We start from the raw sequence: 14435 nt of genomic DNA on the forward strand, positions 1-14435 counted from the left end.
CACCGATGCACGTCGTCTTCCGCGAAAGCCACGGGCTCGAAGAAACCGAGACCCCGACCGATCTGGGCCAGAGCCCGGCGGATCTGGTGGTGCTGTCCTTTTCGGACAGCGATCTGGGTGCTTTCGCGGCCGGCTGGCATCGCGGCGGCGGGCCCGAGGGGCGGATGCCCTCGTTGCGGCTGGCCAACCTGACGGCGCTGAAACATCCGCTGTCGGTCGATACCTATGTCGAGCAGACGCTGGAGGGCGCCAAGGGCATCCTGATCCGGCTGATCGGCGGCGTGCCCTATTGGTCCTACGGGTTGCATCAGGTGCTGGCGCTGGCACAGGCCAAGGGCATCGCGCTGGCGGTGCTGCCCGCCGACGGGCGCGAGGATACGCGGCTGGACGACTATTCCACCCTGCCGGTCTCGACCCTGCGGCGGCTGGCGCATCTGTGCGACACCGGCGGCGAGGTCGCGGCGCAGGCGGCGCTGGCGCAGATGGCGCTGGCGGCGGGGCTCTATGCCGGGCCGGTGATGGGGGCCAAGACCCTGCCCGATTGCGGCGCGTGGTGCCCGGATCGCGGCGTGATCGCGCCCGAGGACACCTTCGCGGGCGAAGGTCGGCGCATCATCGTGACCTTCTACCGCGCCTACCTGACTTCGGCCGATACCGCGCCGGTCGCGGCCCTGATTCGGGAAATCCGCGCGCGGGGTCATCAGGCGGTGGGGCTGTTTGCGCCCTCGCTCAAGGCGCCTGCGGCGGCTGAGTGGCTTACCGAGAATATCCCCGCGATGGCGCCCTCGGCCATCATCAATGCCACCTCGTTTTCAGGCAAGGGCGCGTCGGGCACATCGCCCTTGGACGTGGCGGGCGTGCCGGTGTTTCAGGTCGCTCTGGCCACTTCGCGCCGCAAGGCCTGGGCCGAGGCCGAACGCGGCCTGTCGCCTGCCGATCTTGCCATGCATGTGGTCCTGCCCGAGGTAGACGGGCGTATCACAGCCGGTGTCGCCTCGTTCAAGGAGCCGGGCAAGCGCGACCCGCATCTGGAATATTCCCGTTTCGCCCACCGACCCGAGCCCGACCGGATCACCGCCATCGTCGACCGGGCGATGGCCTGGGTGGACCTGGCCGAGAAACCAAAGGCGCAACAGGTCCCCGCGCTGGTCCTGTCCACCTATCCGGGCAAATACTGGCAGATGGCCTATGCGGTGGGGCTGGACGCGCTGGCCTCGGCCGAGGCGATCCTGTCCGACCTGCAGGGCGCCGGCTATGACACCGCCCCCGCCGAACCGATTGCCAACACGCTGCTGGACGCCCGGATTTCATGGCCGGTCTCGGCCTACCGCGCAGCGCTGGCGCAACTGCCCGAAGCGATGCGCGCCGATCTGGAAACCGTCTGGAGCGCGCCCGAGGACGACCCGGCCTGCGCCGATGGGGCCTTTCACTTCACTGCGCTTCGGCGCGGCAAGGCGCTGGTGGCGTTGCAGCCCGAACGCGGCACGCCGGAACTGCGCGACGACGAATATCACGACCTGTCGCGCACGCCCCGGCATGGCTATGTGGCCTTCTACCTGTGGCTGCGGCACGGGTTGGGGGCGGATGCGCTGATCCATATCGGCGCCCACGGAACGCTGGAATGGCTGCCGGGCAAATCGGTCGCCCTCTCGGCGGAATGCTGGCCCGAGGCGCTGATCGGCGACCTGCCGGTGATCTATCCGTTCATCGTGAACGACCCGGGCGAGGCCGCGCAGGCCAAGCGCCGGATCGGGGCCGTCACGTTGGGCCATATCCCGCCGCCGATGAAACAGAGCAGCACGCCCGACCGCATGGTGCGGCTGGAATCGCTGCTGGACGAGTTCTCGAACGCTGACGGGCTGGATCCCAAGCGGCGCGACCGGTTGCAGGCCGATATCCGGGATGAGGCACAGGCCATCGGGCTCGAGGCCGATCTGGGGCTGGATCAGGCCACCAGCACCGCCGAGGCAATCACCCGCATCGACCGTTTCGTCTGCGACATCAAGGAAAGCCAGTTCGGCGACGGGCTGCACGTCTTTGGCCGCGCGCCGCAGGTTGCGGGCAATTTCGATACTGCCGCGTCAGCACAGACCGAACGGCAGGCCCTGCTGGATGCCTTGGCCGGCAAACGGATCGAGGCTGGCCCGTCCGGCTCGCCCTATCGCGGGCGCACCGACGTGCTGCCCACCGGGCGCAACCTGTTCACCACCGATCCGCGCTCCGTCCCGACCCGCGCGGCCTATGCGCAGGGGGTGAAACTGGCCGAAGAACTGGTGCGCCGCCACCTGCAGGAGGAGGGCGACTACCCCAAGGGCCTGATCGTCGATCTGTGGGGCTCGGCCACGATGCGCACGGCGGGCGAGGAATTTGCAATGGCATTGCACCTGCTGGGCGTCAAACCGGTCTGGGATCCGGGGTCCGAGCGCGTCAGCGGGATCGAGGTTCTGCCGATCACCGACCTGGAGCGCCCGCGGCTGGACGTGACCCTGCGTGTCTCGGGCCTGTTCCGCGACGTGTTCCCGACCCAGTCGGCGCTGTTCGGACAGGCGGTCCGGGCGCTGTCGGAACGCGACGAGGCGCCCGACTGGAACCCCTATGCGGGCCAGCCGCCCGCCGCCCGCGTCTATGGCCCGGCGCCGGGCAGCTATGGGCTGAACATGACCCACCTGTCGGAGACCTATACCGACGAGGCGCGCGCGCAGGCCGGTCAGGCCTGGCTGGACGCCAGCGCCTTTGCCTTCGAGGGCGAGCACATTGCCCACGACCTCGATGGGATCACCCAGCGCGTGGCGCAGGCCGACAGTTTCGTGCACCTGCAGGACCTGACCGAGACCGACCTGCTGCTGGCCAATGACTATGCCACGCATGAGGCCGGATTTGCCGCCGCCAAAAAGCTGACCGGCGGGCAGGCGCAGCTGTACCACCTGGACAATACCCGCCCAGAAACACCCCGCGCCCGCACCCTGCCCGAGGAAATCAGCCGCGTGGTCCACGCCCGCGCCGCCAATCCCGACTGGATCGCCGGTATGCAGCGCCACGGATTCCGCGGCGCGGCCGAGATCGCCGCGACGCTGGATCACATGGCGTCTTTCGCACATCTGTCGGGCAGCGTCGCCCCGCATTTGTTCGACCTCTATCACGATGCCACCCTCGGCAACCCGGAGGTGGACGCCTTTTTGCAGCAGGCCAATCCGCAGGCCCATCAGGCCATGCAGGACCGGTTCCGCGCGCTGTTCGAGGCCGGGCTGTGGAACACCCGCCGCAACTCGATCCGCGCGGATCTGGAGGGGTTGGGATGAGCGCCCCGGTCGTTCAGGGCTGGTGCCCCGGCGCGCATCGCCCGATGATGTCCGGCGACGGGCTGGTGGTGCGGGTGCGCCCGCGTCTGGCCCGGCTGAGCGCAGCCCAAACGCTGGGGCTGTGCGATCTGGCGCTGCGCTTCGGCAACGGCACCATCGACCTGACCAACCGCGCCAACCTGCAACTGCGCGGCGTGGCCGAGGCCAACCACCAGGCGCTGCTGGCCGAGATGTCGGCGCTGAACCTGCTGGACGCCGAACCGGGCATCGAAACCCGGCGCAACATCCTTGTGTCGCCGCTGTATCAGCCGGGCGACCTGACCGCACGCCTGACACAGGCATTGATCGACCGGCTGGGCGATCTGCCCGCCCTGCCCGCCAAGTTCGGCTTTGCGGTGGATACCGACGAGGCGCGGCTGCTCGCTGGGGACTCGTCCGACATCCGACTGGAGCGAGGACCTTCGGGCCTGATCCTGCGCGCCGACGGGGCCGAGACCGGCCGTTTGGTGATCGAAGATGAGGCTATCGATCGCGCGATCGAATTGGCCCGCTGGTTTGCCGAGCGCTTCACTTCTGACACCCGCCGCATGGCCCGCCTGATCGCGGTGCAGGCTCTGCCCGAGGAATGGCAGGGCCACGCCCCCGGCCCCACGGCACCGGCGCTGCAACCCGGCAACGGCGCAATGGGCCCGATCTATGGCGCGGCCTTCGGGCAACTGCCCGCCGCCGAGTTGCGCGCATTGGTCGAGGCCTCGGGCGCCGCCGCCCTGCGCGTCACGCCCTGGCGGTTGTTCCTGCTGGAAGGTGGGGCGGCGATCCCCGCCCCGGCCTTCGTGACGGACGGCGCCGACCCTCTGTTGACCACCGACGCCTGCCCCGGCGCGCCATTCTGTCCGCAGGCGCAGGCCGAGACCCGCGCCATCGCCCGCGCGTTGGCTCCGCGCGTGTCCGGCAGCCTGCATGTCTCGGGCTGCGCCAAGGGCTGCGCGCGCATGGGCGCGGCCGATCTGACGCTGGTGGGACGCAATGGGCGATTTGATCTTGTAAAACACGGCCGCGCGGGGGATGAGCCCCTCCAGCGCGGGCTGGACCCCGAAACACTGAAGACCATGGACCTGACCTGATGCCCTATGAATACGAAACCGACGGCGCGGCGATCTACAAGCAATCCTTCGCCACGATCCGGTCCGAGGCCGATCTGGCCCGCTTTGATCCGGACGAAGAGCAGGTCGCCGTCCGCATGATCCATGCCGCCGGGATGGTCGGGCTGGAAGAATTCATCTATTTCTCGGACGGCTTCGTGCGCACTGCCCGTACCGCGCTGGAAAACGGCGCGCCGATCCTGTGCGACGCGCGGATGGTGTCCGAAGGCGTCACACGCTTTCGCCTGCCCGCTGACAACCAGGTCATCTGCACCCTGCATGACGAGCGCGTGCGCGCGCTGGCCGAGAAGATGGGCAACACCCGATCCGCCGCCGCGCTGGAACTGTGGCGCCCGCATCTGGAGGGTGCGCTGGTGGCCATCGGCAACGCGCCCACGGCGCTGTTTCACCTGCTGAACATGCTGGAAGACCCCGACTGCCCCCGCCCCGCCGCGATCATCGGCTGCCCGGTGGGCTTTGTCGGTGCGGTCGAATCCAAGGACGCCCTCTGGGAAGCGCAGCCGGTGCCCTGCTGCATCGTCAAGGGCCGTCTGGGCGGCAGCGCCATCACCGTCGCCGCGATCAACGCCATCGCAAGCCGGGCGGAATGAGCATGGGCACGATCTATGGCGTGGGCCTCGGCCCAGGCGATCCCGATTTGATGAGCGTCCGGGCCGACCGCCTGTTGCGCGGCGCGAAACACGTGGCCTATTTCCGCAAGCCCGGCCGCACCGGGCAGGCGCGCAAGATCGTCAACGGGATGATCCGCGACGATGCGGTCGAGTTTCCCATGGAATACCCGGTCACGACCGAGATCCCGGTCACCGATCCGCGCTACAACGCGTTGCTGGCCGAGTTCTACGAACGCTGCACCGCGCGCCTGAAAGAACTGGCCGATCAGGGCGAAGACGTGGTGGTGCTGTGCGAAGGAGACCCGTTCTTCTACGGCTCGTTCATGCATCTCTACAGCCGCCTGCGCGACGTAGTGCCCGTTGAGGTGGTGCCGGCGATCACCGGCATGTCAGGCGCATGGACGGCCTCGGGCGATCCGATCACCTGGGGCGACGACATCCTCACGGTGCTGATGGGAACCCTGCCCGAAGAGGTTCTGGCCGACCGCATGGCGCGCACCGACGCGCTGGTGGTGATGAAGATCGGCCGCAACATCGACAAGGTGAAACGCGCGCTGAAAACGGCGGGCCTGTTCGACCGGGCCTGGATCGTGGAATACGCGCAGATGCCCAACCAGACCGTCCGCAAGCTGAGCGACGCCTGCACCGAGATCACGCCCTATTTCTCGATCATCATCGTGCACGGACAGGGGCGGCGGCCATGAGCGGCTGGGTCAAGATCGCCGGGCTTGGCCCCGGAAACGAGGCGCTGGTGACCTCCGAGGTGACCGCCGCCTTGGCCGAGGCGACTGATGTGGTGGGCTATATTCCCTACGTCGCGCGGGTGGCCAAACGGCCGGGCCTGACCCTGCACGCCAGCGACAACCGAGTCGAGATCGACCGCTCGCAGCACGCGCTGCGCATGGCGGCCGAGGGCAAGCGGGTGGTCGTGGTCTCGTCGGGCGATCCGGGCGTGTTTGCCATGGCCGCCGCCGTGTTCGAGGCGCTGGAAACCGGCCCGGCCACCTGGCGTGAAATCCCTGTCGAGGTTCTGCCCGGCATCACCGCCATGCTGGCCGCCGCGGCCCGGGCGGGCGCGCCGCTGGGCCATGATTTCTGCGCCATCAACCTCAGCGACAATCTCAAGCCCTGGGCCGTGATCGAGAAACGCCTGCGGCTGGCCGCGCAGGCCGATTTCGCGATGGCCTTCTACAATCCGCGCTCGAAGTCGCGGCCTGAAGGCTTTGTAAAGACGCTGGAAATCCTGCGGCAGGAATGCGAGCCCGAGCGCCTGATCCTGTTCGCCCGCGCCGTATCGCGCCCAGACGAGGCGATCCGCATCGCGACCCTGGCCGAGGCAACGCCCGACATGGCCGACATGCAAACGGTGGTGATCGTCGGCTCGTCGCTGACCCGCGTCATCGAGCGGCCGATCGGCCCCATCGTCTATACCCCAAGGTCGACACCGGAATGAGTCAACCAGTCCAGAACCTGCGGCACGCTTGTCAACTCGACCCGGCGGGGCAGCCTGGGCCGGTCGATCATCAGCACCGGGATGCCCACCGCTCGCGCGGCGTCCAGCTTGGCGCGCGCGCCGGTGCCGCCGGCGTTCTTGGACACCACCAGTTCAGTTCGGTGCCGGCGCATCAGCGCCGTGTCTTCTTCAACCGTAAAAGGCCCGCGCGACACGACCACGTCGCAATCGGCGAAGGGCAGCGGGCCGGGTTCATCGACCAGCCGCAGAAGATAGTGGTGCTGGGGCTGCGCCGCGAATTCCTCAAGATGCATGCGCCCCACCGCAAGGAACACCCGACGCGGCGGACCGGCCAGCGCGGCGACGGCGCCGGCGATGTCGGGCACGTGTTGCCACCGGTCGCCGGGCGCGGCCGTCCATTCTGCGCGGGTCAGCGCGGCCAGCGGCGTCTGCGTCTGCTGGCAGGCGGCGATGGCATTGCGGCTCATCTGCGCGGCAAAGGGATGGGTGGCGTCGATCACATGGGTCACGCCGTTGTCGCGGATGTGACGCGCCAGACCCTCGGCCCCGCCGAAGCCACCTACGCGCGTCGGCAGCGGTTGCGGCCGCGGGTTGTCGACCCGGCCCGCATAGGAATAGGTTGCCGCCACACCCAAATCCGCCACGGCGCGGGCCAATGCGTTGGCCTCGGTCGTGCCGCCAAGGATCAGGAGGTTGGGCATGTCTGAAACTCCGTGGCTGACCATTCTGGGCCTGGGCGAGGATGGACTGGATGGCCTGTCGGCCGCAAGCCGTCAAGAGCTGGAACGCGCCGAGGTCATCATGGGCCCGCCGCGGCACCTGTCACTGGTTCGCGAAACCGGAGCCGAACGCATCGAATGGCCGGTGCCGTTCGCCGACGGGCTACCCATCCTGCAAGGGCTGAAGGGCCGCCGCACGGTGGTTCTGACCTCGGGTGATCCGTTCTGGTTTGGCGCCGGGTCGGTGATCGCGCGCAATTTCGCCCCCGAAGACTGGGTGGCACGGCCGGGGCAGTCGACCTTCGCTCTGGCGGCCGCGCGGTTGGGCTGGCCGCTGGAAAGCACTGCCACCTTCGGCCTGCACGCCGCCCCCCTGACCCGCCTGCGTCCGCATCTGTCGCGCGGCCTGCGCGCCATCGTCCTGCTGCGCGACGGGGCCGCGGTGGCCGAGTTGGCCCGCTATCTGACCGAGACCGGGTTCGGCGAAACGACCCTGCACGTGATGGAGGCCCTCGGCGGCCCTCGGGAACGCGCGCGCAGCATGTCCCTGACCGAAGCCCTGCTGGGCGCGTTCGAGCATCCGGTCTGCGTTGCGCTCGAGGTTTCGGGCAACGGGCCTGCGCTGCCCTTGGCCTCGGGCAAACCCGACGAGATCTTCGAGACCGACGGGCAGATCACCAAACGGCCGGTGCGCGCGTTGACCCTGTCGGCGCTGGCGCCTGCGCGGGGCGAGCATCTGTGGGACATCGGCGGCGGCAGCGGCTCGATCGGCATCGAGTGGCTGATGTCCAACCCGTCCCTGACCGCCACCACGATCGAGCCGCGCGCCGACCGCGCCGCGCGCATCCGCGCCAATGCCGACGCGCTGGGACAGGATCGGTTGCAGGTCATCCATGGCCGGGCGCCTGACGCGCTGGACGGCCTGCCCTTGCCTGACGTGGTGTTCATCGGCGGTGGGCTGAGCGACGCGCTGCTGGACTGGCTTGCGGCCAACCTGCCCTCGGGCACGCGGCTGGTGGCCAACGCCGTGACGCTGGAAAGCGAAGCGGTGCTGGGCCAATGGCACGCCAAGCTGGGCGGCGACCTGCTGCGGATCGAGCTGGCGCAGGCCAGCGACCTCGGTCCCCGGCGCGGTTGGAAATCGGCCTATCCGGTCGTGCAGTGGAGCGTGACCCTATGATCGTGGCCGGGCTTGGGTTTTCGTCCACCGCGACCTGCGCCAGCCTGCGAGCCGCGTTCGACCGCGCCACTGCCGGGCAGGCGGTGGACGCGCTGGCCACCGCCGCCGACAAGGCCGGCCACCCGGCGCTGGCCGAATTTGCCGCCGCCTGCGCCCTGCCCCTGCATTTCGCGGACCCCGCCGATCTGGCCGGGCAACGCACGCTCACCTGCTCTCCCCGCAGCCGCGCCACCCATGGCACCGGCAGCGTGGCCGAAGCATCCGCCCTTGCCGCCGCCGGACCTGGCGCGCGGCTGCTTTCACACAGACAGATCTCGGACGACCGGCTTGCCACCTGTGCGGTCGCCATCGGAGGACAGACATGACCGTTCATTTCATCGGCGCCGGACCGGGCGCCGCCGACCTTCTGACCCTGCGCGGGCGCGACATCATCGCCGCTTGCCCGGTGTGCCTTTATGCCGGATCGCTGGTGCCCGAGGAGATCCTGGCTCATTGCCCCGAAGGTGCGCGCATCGTGAACACCGCGCCGATGGATCTGGATCAGATCATGGCCGAAATCAAAACCGCCCATGACGCCGGCCAGGACGTGGCCCGCCTTCATTCGGGCGACCTGTCGGTCTGGTCAGCGATGGGCGAACAGATCCGGCGCCTGAAACAGATGGGCATTCCCGTCAGCGTGACGCCCGGCGTTCCGTCCTTTGCCGCCGCCGCCGCCGCTTTGGGCACCGAGCTGACCCTGCCCGGGCTGGCGCAATCGGTGGTGCTGACGCGGACCCCGGGGCGCGCCTCGTCCATGCCCGAAGGCGAGACGCTGGAAAACTTCGCCCGCACCGGCGCCACACTGGCCATCCACCTGTCGATCGGCAATCTGGACAAGGTGGTGGCCGACCTGACCCCCGCCTATGGCGCCGACTGCCCCGTGGCCGTGGTGTACCGCGCAAGCTGGCCGGATGAGCGGATCATCCGCGCCACGCTGGGCACGTTGAAGGACTCGCTGGACGAGAGCATCTCGCGCACCGCGCTGATCCTGGTCGGACCGGCGCTGGCGGGCGAAGGCTTCGACGAAAGCTGCTTGTATTCAAAGACCTATGACCGCCGCTATCGCCCGCAAAGCGCCGACAGCCCGTGGTCAAGCTGGAGTCACGGCGATGACTAACCCGCCCGGACTGCTGATCTCGGCTCCATCCTCGGGGACGGGCAAGACCACGGTGATGCTGGGCCTGCTGCGCGCGCTGGCCGAGGACGGGCTCACGGTGCAGCCCTTCAAGAGCGGGCCGGACTACATCGACCCGGCCTTTCACCGGGCGGCGGCGGGGCGGGCCTCGTTCAACCTGGACAGCTGGGCGATGGGCGCGCCGTTGCTGGGCGCGATTGCGGCGCAGGCCAAAGGCGCCGACATCGTGGTGGCCGAAGGGTCGATGGGCCTGTTCGACGGAGTCGCCAAGCCGGGAGAACTGGGCCACGGGTCAAGCGCCGAGACCGCGCTGCGCATGGGGTGGCCGGTGGTTCTGGTGCTGGATGTGGGTGGTCAGGCGCAATCGGCCGCCGCAACGGCGCTGGGGTTCCGGATGTACAACCCCGACCTGCCCTTTGCCGGCGTGATTCTGAACCGCTGCGCCAGCCCGCGCCACGAACGCCTGACCCGTCTGGGGATGGAGCGCGCGGGCCTACCGGTTCTGGGCGTATTGCCCCGGCGCGGCGACCTGACCCTGCCCGAGCGGCATCTGGGTCTGATCCAGGCGGTCGAGCACCCCGATCTGGAAAGCGCAATTGCCAGCTACGCGGCCTTTCTGCGCGAACATGTGGATCTGGAAGCGATCATGCGGGCGGCCTCCTCGGGCCCGATGGGGCCGTCGTCGGCCGCGCTGCCGCGCCCTCCGGCGCAACGGATCGCACTGGCCCGGGACGCGGCGTTTTCCTTTACCTATCCGCATCTTCTAGAAGGCTGGCGGGCGGCCGGGGCCGAGATCCTGCCGTTTTCTCCGCTGGCGGACGAGGCGCCGGCCCCGGATGCCGATCTGGTCTGGTTGCCCGGCGGGTACCCCGAACTGCACGCCGGAACCCTGGCTGCGGCAGAGCAGTTCCTGACCGGCTTGCGCAAACATGCTGAAACGCGGCCCGTGCATGGCGAATGCGGCGGCTACATGGCCCTGGGCGAAGGGCTGATCGACAAGGACGGCACCCGCCACCGGATGGCCGGGCTGCTGGGCCTAGTCACTTCGTACGAGAAGCGCAAGTTCAACCTGGGCTATCGCCGGGCCGAGTTGCTGGCCGACATGCCCGGGTTCTCGGCCGGGACCGCGCTGCGGGGGCACGAGTTCCACTATTCCTCGATCGTCGAGCAGCCCGATGCGCCTCTGGCGCGGGTTTTTGACGCCGAAGGCGCCGAAGGTCCGCAGACCGGATCGCGCCGCGGACATGTCACCGGTACGTTCTTCCATCTGATCGCAGAGGCCAGCGCATGAGCGGTTTCGTTTCCTTCATCGGGTCCGGCCCCGGCGACCCGGAGCTGTTGACCCTCAAGGCCGTGGACCGGCTGCAAAAGGCCGACGCGGTTCTGTTCGACGATCTCAGCAGCGGGCCGATCCTGAGCCATGCGCGCAAGGACGCCGACCTTGTGGGCGTGGGCAAACGCGCCGGGCGGCCCTCGCCCAAGCAGGACCATGTCAGCCGCCTGCTGGTCGAGTACGCCCAGACCGGCCAGCGGATCGTGCGGTTGAAATCGGGCGATGGCGGCCTGTTTGGGCGGCTCGAGGAGGAACTGGTGGCCCTGCGCGCTGCCGGGATCGCGTACGAGATCATTCCGGGCATCCCCTCGGCCATTGCCGCGGCTGCGGCGGCGGGCATCCCGCTGACCCGGCGCCTGACCGCGCGCAGGGTGCAATTCGTCACCGGCCACGATGTCAGCGGCAAGCTGCCCAAGGACCTGAACCTGCCCGCGCTGGCCGACCCGGGTGCGACGACCGTGGTGTTCATGGGCAAGCGCACCTTTCCCCTGCTAGCGCAGGCGCTGCACGCGCATGGCCTGCCGCTGGACACCCCTGCGCTGATGGCCGAATCGGTCTCGACGCCCGAGCAATCGATGCACCGGTCCACCGTCGGCGCACTGGCCGAGCGTCTGGGCTCCGAGATCGGCACCGCGCCGGCGCTGATCCTTTATGGCCCGCTGGCGGAGTTCGACGATGATTGATCTGGTCTTGATCGGGATCGGCACCGGCAACCCGGACCACGTGACCTTTCAGGGCGCGCAGGCGATCCGCGCGGCCGATCTGATCCTGATCCCGCGCAAGGGCGCCAACAAGGCCGATCTGGCCGGCGTGCGCGAGGAAATCATCCACAAGGTCACCGACACACCGCCCCAAATCTCCTATTTCGACATCCCCGAGCGCCGGTCGCAGGACGGCTACCTGCGCGGCGTGGATGAATGGCACGACGCAATCGCCCTGCGCTGGCAGGAGGCGATGGACGAACACCCCGAGGCGCGCACCGTCGCCCTGCTGATCTGGGGCGACCCGTCGCTCTATGACAGCTCGCTGCGAATCGCGGCGCGGCTGGCCCCGCAGCCGAACACCACGGTGATCCCCGGCATCACGGCGCTGCAGGCGCTGACGGCGGCCCATGCCATGCCAATCAATGAGATCGGCGCGCCTTATCTGGTGACCACCGGCCGGCGCATCCGCGACGAGGGCTGGCCCAGCGACGCCGATACGGTTGCGGTGATGCTGGATGGCGAATGTTCGTTCCAGACGTTGGACATGGCCGATTTTGACATCTGGTGGGGGGCTTACGTGGGTATGCCCGAGCAGATCCTGATCAAGGGTCCGCTGGCCAATGTGGCCGACCAGATTCTGCGCACCCGCGCCGAAGCCCGCGCCCGGCACGGCTGGATCATGGATATCTATGTTCTGAAAAAGCGCGGGAATTGACGCGAAAGGTCGCAAATGGCGATTGCGCCACAGCGGCATTCACGTCTAAATGGTCGGGTCTGGTCCTGCCGGAGACATCCGGATGCTAAGAGGGAATTTGGTGCGGCCTGCGCGCAGGTCAAATCCAAAGCCGCCCCCGCGACTGTAAGCGGTGAGCCCTGTTCAACCAGCCACTCCCGATCCGTTCGGGGGGAAGGCGAACAGAGGCGCTGACCCGCAAGCCAGGAGACCTGCCAGGCGAACAATGAAACACCGGCCGTCGGGTGCGGCGGCACAGGAGGACAGAAAATGACGACACAAACGCAAACCGCATCAACGGCACGTGCTGGCATTCTTTCGGCAGTGTTCGCGGCAGCCCTGGGCCTGGGGATCATCACCCTGGCTGGTCACGTTCAGGCATCGGCGCTGCATGACGCCGCGCATGACGTGCGCCACGCAACCGGCTTCCCCTGCCACTAAACCAATGTTCAGTCGCATTCTGACCAGCGCGCTGTTCGCTGGTGCTGCAGCCGGGTTGATCGTCGCCCTGCTGCAGTTGGTATTCGTGCAGCCCGTGTTGCTGCATGCTGAACTCTATGAATCCGGAGAGCTGGTGCATTTCGGAGCCGAAGCCGTCTCGGCCCATCCCGAACTGCCGGGCATGTTCTCGGACCTGACCCGCGACGGGCTGAGCGTGGTGTTCACCATGCTGACCTATACCGGCTATGCGCTGGTTCTGGTCGCCCTGATGTCGCTGGCCGAAGCGCAAGGCCACCCTGTTGACGGGCGCACGGGCGTGCTGTGGGGCCTGGCCGGTTTCATCGCCTTTCACCTGGCGCCGGGCTTCACCATGGCCCCCGAGGTTCCGGGTGTTGCCGCAGCCGACGTGTTCGCGCGGCAGATCTGGTGGTGGGCAACCGTCGCGGCTGCTGGTGTGGCCATGTGGCTGATCGCCTTTGGTGGCAACATCGTCAGCTATCTGGTTGCGGCCGTGCTGTTGATGGCCCCGCACCTGATCGGCGCGCCGGAACCCGACGTGTTCACCGGGCCGGTTCCGACCGAGATCGGGGCCCTGTTCGCAGCACGCGCCTTTGGCGTCGGCCTTGTGGCCTGGGTGCTGCTGGGTTCGTTTGCCGGGTATTTCTGGCAAAGCGAGGGCAAGCGCGTCGAAGCCGCGGCCTGATCCCCGAAATCCCACGACCCGCCGGCGCCCAACCGGCGGGTCATTTGCTTTTCAAGGAAACATGATGACACGCTCGCTTGCTCTTTTTGCGATCGGTCTGGTCTTTGGCGGGGGTGCCGGGTTCGTGCTGGCCGCGGCCAACGGCGTCACCTTCGACGGCCACGACCATGCCGACGCCGCCCAACATGGCGGCCATCACGCCGAGGCCATGGCCCATGACCACAGCGCCGCCATCAACCTGCCCGCCGGACCGGACGCGCCGGGGCTGGAGATCGCCGTCTCCCCCGACCCGATGGCGGGTTGGAACCTGCATGTGATGCCAAAAAACTTCCGCTTCTCGCCGGAGAACGCCTCGCTGGACAACAAGCCCGGCGAAGGCCATGCGCATGTCTATGTAAACGGCGTCAAGCTGGCCCGGCTTTATGGCAACTGGATGCACATTTCGGACCTGCCCAAGGGCAACACTACCATCGAGGTCTCGCTGAACGCCAACAGCCACAGCCCGCTGGCCGTGGATGGGGTGCCGGTCAGCGCCTCGGTCACGGTTCAGGTGGACTGAAACGCGGGGATCCGCGCCCGCAGACACAAGCGAAGCCGCCCGCACGGCCGGGCGTCTTCGATCCAGCCATTCGGGCTGTTCAGAATGGTCCGACAGGTCGCCGCAATGTCATCGGCATCGGCAACCGGATCGATCCCCGAAAACACGTAGGACGCCAGGCGTTCCCCCTGCATCGCCACCACGGTCGGCTCGTCGCAACCGCTGAAACAGGCGTGCTCGACGATCTCGACCTGCCCGTCCAGGTCCGCAGCGCGCAGGGCGTCCGATACGGCCTGACGCTCGGCCGGCAAGTCGCGCTCGCCCGCGCAGCTGCTGCAGATCAAAACACGCATGCCACTCGCC

General features: G+C 68.2%; 16 protein-coding genes and 1 riboswitch. Of the genes, 14 read left to right on the top strand and 2 right to left on the bottom strand.

All coding sequences use genetic code 11. From position 1 onward, the window contains the following. Positions 1 to 5: 5 nt before the first annotated feature. The 5 genes from cobN to cobJ are packed head-to-tail and all read left to right on the top strand — an operon-like array spanning position 6 to position 6526. Complete coding sequence (gene cobN / locus ACR0IR_RS09000; RefSeq protein ID WP_170363075.1) at positions 6 to 3299, top strand: cobaltochelatase subunit CobN; 3294 nt, start codon at positions 6 to 8, stop codon at positions 3297 to 3299. Next, positions 3296 to 4423, top strand: coding sequence for a cobalamin biosynthesis protein CobG (locus tag ACR0IR_RS09005; RefSeq protein ID WP_170363074.1), 1128 nt, complete (start codon positions 3296 to 3298; stop codon positions 4421 to 4423). The genes cobN and ACR0IR_RS09005 overlap by 4 nt, the downstream gene beginning before the upstream one ends. After that, positions 4423 to 5052, top strand: coding sequence for a precorrin-8X methylmutase (locus tag ACR0IR_RS09010; RefSeq protein ID WP_170363073.1), 630 nt, complete (start codon positions 4423 to 4425; stop codon positions 5050 to 5052). The genes ACR0IR_RS09005 and ACR0IR_RS09010 overlap by 1 nt, the downstream gene beginning before the upstream one ends. Next, positions 5049 to 5777: a precorrin-2 C(20)-methyltransferase gene (locus tag ACR0IR_RS09015; RefSeq protein ID WP_170363072.1), complete on the top strand. Its 729-nt coding sequence runs from the start codon at positions 5049 to 5051 to the stop codon at positions 5775 to 5777. The genes ACR0IR_RS09010 and ACR0IR_RS09015 overlap by 4 nt, the downstream gene beginning before the upstream one ends. Next, on the top strand, positions 5774 to 6526 hold the full coding sequence (cobJ, locus tag ACR0IR_RS09020; protein ID WP_170363071.1) for a precorrin-3B C(17)-methyltransferase: 753 nt from the start codon (positions 5774 to 5776) through the stop codon (positions 6524 to 6526). The genes ACR0IR_RS09015 and cobJ overlap by 4 nt, the downstream gene beginning before the upstream one ends. Here cobJ and ACR0IR_RS09025 read toward each other — a convergent pair. Then, the gene (locus tag ACR0IR_RS09025) at positions 6499 to 7248 is read right to left on the bottom strand and encodes a cobalt-precorrin-6A reductase (protein ID WP_170363070.1); all 750 of its coding nucleotides are present in this window, start codon (positions 7246 to 7248) and stop codon (positions 6499 to 6501) included. The two genes, cobJ and ACR0IR_RS09025, sit on opposite strands and share 28 nt — an antisense overlap. On the opposite strand from ACR0IR_RS09025, the gene cbiE reads away from it, so the two are divergent. The 9 genes from cbiE (at position 7247) to ACR0IR_RS09070 (ending at position 14093) form a co-directional block, all read left to right on the top strand. Beyond that, positions 7247 to 8446, top strand: coding sequence for a precorrin-6y C5,15-methyltransferase (decarboxylating) subunit CbiE (gene cbiE, locus ACR0IR_RS09030; RefSeq protein WP_170363069.1), 1200 nt, complete (start codon positions 7247 to 7249; stop codon positions 8444 to 8446). The two genes, ACR0IR_RS09025 and cbiE, sit on opposite strands and share 2 nt — an antisense overlap. Continuing rightward, positions 8443 to 8811 (top strand): cobalamin biosynthesis protein, encoded by a 369-nt coding sequence (locus ACR0IR_RS09035; RefSeq protein WP_170363851.1) that lies wholly within the window; start codon positions 8443 to 8445, stop codon positions 8809 to 8811. Before cbiE ends, ACR0IR_RS09035 begins: the two co-directional genes overlap by 4 nt. Beyond that, the gene (gene cobM / locus ACR0IR_RS09040; RefSeq protein WP_149776913.1) at positions 8808 to 9602 is read left to right on the top strand and encodes a precorrin-4 C(11)-methyltransferase; all 795 of its coding nucleotides are present in this window, start codon (positions 8808 to 8810) and stop codon (positions 9600 to 9602) included. Before ACR0IR_RS09035 ends, cobM begins: the two co-directional genes overlap by 4 nt. Further along, complete coding sequence (locus ACR0IR_RS09045) at positions 9595 to 10911, top strand: cobyrinic acid a,c-diamide synthase CobB (RefSeq protein WP_170363068.1); 1317 nt, start codon at positions 9595 to 9597, stop codon at positions 10909 to 10911. The genes cobM and ACR0IR_RS09045 overlap by 8 nt, the downstream gene beginning before the upstream one ends. Further along, positions 10908 to 11636: a uroporphyrinogen-III C-methyltransferase gene (gene cobA / locus ACR0IR_RS09050; RefSeq protein WP_170363067.1), complete on the top strand. Its 729-nt coding sequence runs from the start codon at positions 10908 to 10910 to the stop codon at positions 11634 to 11636. The genes ACR0IR_RS09045 and cobA overlap by 4 nt, the downstream gene beginning before the upstream one ends. Then, entirely contained in the window at positions 11629 to 12372 is a 744-nt protein-coding gene (gene cobF, locus ACR0IR_RS09055) for a precorrin-6A synthase (deacetylating) (RefSeq protein ID WP_170363066.1), read from the top strand. The genes cobA and cobF overlap by 8 nt, the downstream gene beginning before the upstream one ends. Before the next feature lie 44 nt (positions 12373 to 12416). Further along, positions 12417 to 12625: riboswitch (cobalamin riboswitch) on the top strand. A 35-nt stretch (positions 12626 to 12660) separates the two neighbouring features. Next, complete coding sequence (locus ACR0IR_RS09060) at positions 12661 to 12831, top strand: CbtB domain-containing protein (RefSeq protein ID WP_005981986.1); 171 nt, start codon at positions 12661 to 12663, stop codon at positions 12829 to 12831. Positions 12832 to 12835: 4 nt separating this feature from the next. Next, positions 12836 to 13534 (top strand): CbtA family protein, encoded by a 699-nt coding sequence (locus ACR0IR_RS09065; RefSeq protein WP_170363065.1) that lies wholly within the window; start codon positions 12836 to 12838, stop codon positions 13532 to 13534. 64 nt (positions 13535 to 13598) lie between these two features. After that, positions 13599 to 14093 carry a hypothetical protein gene (locus tag ACR0IR_RS09070; protein ID WP_170363064.1) on the top strand — a complete coding sequence of 165 codons (495 nt, stop codon included), beginning with the start codon at positions 13599 to 13601 and terminating at the stop codon, positions 14091 to 14093. Here ACR0IR_RS09070 and ACR0IR_RS09075 read toward each other — a convergent pair. Further along, positions 14081 to 14425, bottom strand: a complete 345-nt coding sequence (locus tag ACR0IR_RS09075) for a DUF1636 family protein (protein WP_170363063.1) — start codon at positions 14423 to 14425, stop codon at positions 14081 to 14083. The genes ACR0IR_RS09070 and ACR0IR_RS09075 overlap by 13 nt on opposite strands. Positions 14426 to 14435: the final 10 nt, after the last annotated feature.

The sequence above is a fragment of the Ruegeria sp. CF2 genome (assembly GCF_056537385.1).

Excerpts from the sequence above, each read along its gene's own strand:
- cobN (WP_170363075.1), top strand. The coding sequence starts at position 6 with ATGCACGTCGTCTTCCGCGAAAGCCACGGGCTCGAAGAAACCGAGACC.
- ACR0IR_RS09005 (WP_170363074.1), top strand. The coding sequence starts at position 3,296 with ATGAGCGCCCCGGTCGTTCAGGGCTGGTGCCCCGGCGCGCATCGCCCG.
- ACR0IR_RS09010 (WP_170363073.1), top strand. The coding sequence starts at position 4,423 with ATGCCCTATGAATACGAAACCGACGGCGCGGCGATCTACAAGCAATCC.
- ACR0IR_RS09015 (WP_170363072.1), top strand. The coding sequence starts at position 5,049 with ATGAGCATGGGCACGATCTATGGCGTGGGCCTCGGCCCAGGCGATCCC.
- cobJ (WP_170363071.1), top strand. The coding sequence starts at position 5,774 with ATGAGCGGCTGGGTCAAGATCGCCGGGCTTGGCCCCGGAAACGAGGCG.
- cbiE (WP_170363069.1), top strand. The coding sequence starts at position 7,247 with ATGTCTGAAACTCCGTGGCTGACCATTCTGGGCCTGGGCGAGGATGGA.
- ACR0IR_RS09025 (WP_170363070.1), bottom strand. The coding sequence starts at position 7,248 with ATGCCCAACCTCCTGATCCTTGGCGGCACGACCGAGGCCAACGCATTG.
- ACR0IR_RS09035 (WP_170363851.1), top strand. The coding sequence starts at position 8,443 with ATGATCGTGGCCGGGCTTGGGTTTTCGTCCACCGCGACCTGCGCCAGC.
- cobM (WP_149776913.1), top strand. The coding sequence starts at position 8,808 with ATGACCGTTCATTTCATCGGCGCCGGACCGGGCGCCGCCGACCTTCTG.
- ACR0IR_RS09045 (WP_170363068.1), top strand. The coding sequence starts at position 9,595 with ATGACTAACCCGCCCGGACTGCTGATCTCGGCTCCATCCTCGGGGACG.
- cobA (WP_170363067.1), top strand. The coding sequence starts at position 10,908 with ATGAGCGGTTTCGTTTCCTTCATCGGGTCCGGCCCCGGCGACCCGGAG.
- cobF (WP_170363066.1), top strand. The coding sequence starts at position 11,629 with ATGATTGATCTGGTCTTGATCGGGATCGGCACCGGCAACCCGGACCAC.
- ACR0IR_RS09060 (WP_005981986.1), top strand. The coding sequence starts at position 12,661 with ATGACGACACAAACGCAAACCGCATCAACGGCACGTGCTGGCATTCTT.
- ACR0IR_RS09065 (WP_170363065.1), top strand. The coding sequence starts at position 12,836 with ATGTTCAGTCGCATTCTGACCAGCGCGCTGTTCGCTGGTGCTGCAGCC.
- ACR0IR_RS09070 (WP_170363064.1), top strand. The coding sequence starts at position 13,599 with ATGACACGCTCGCTTGCTCTTTTTGCGATCGGTCTGGTCTTTGGCGGG.
- ACR0IR_RS09075 (WP_170363063.1), bottom strand. The coding sequence starts at position 14,425 with ATGCGTGTTTTGATCTGCAGCAGCTGCGCGGGCGAGCGCGACTTGCCG.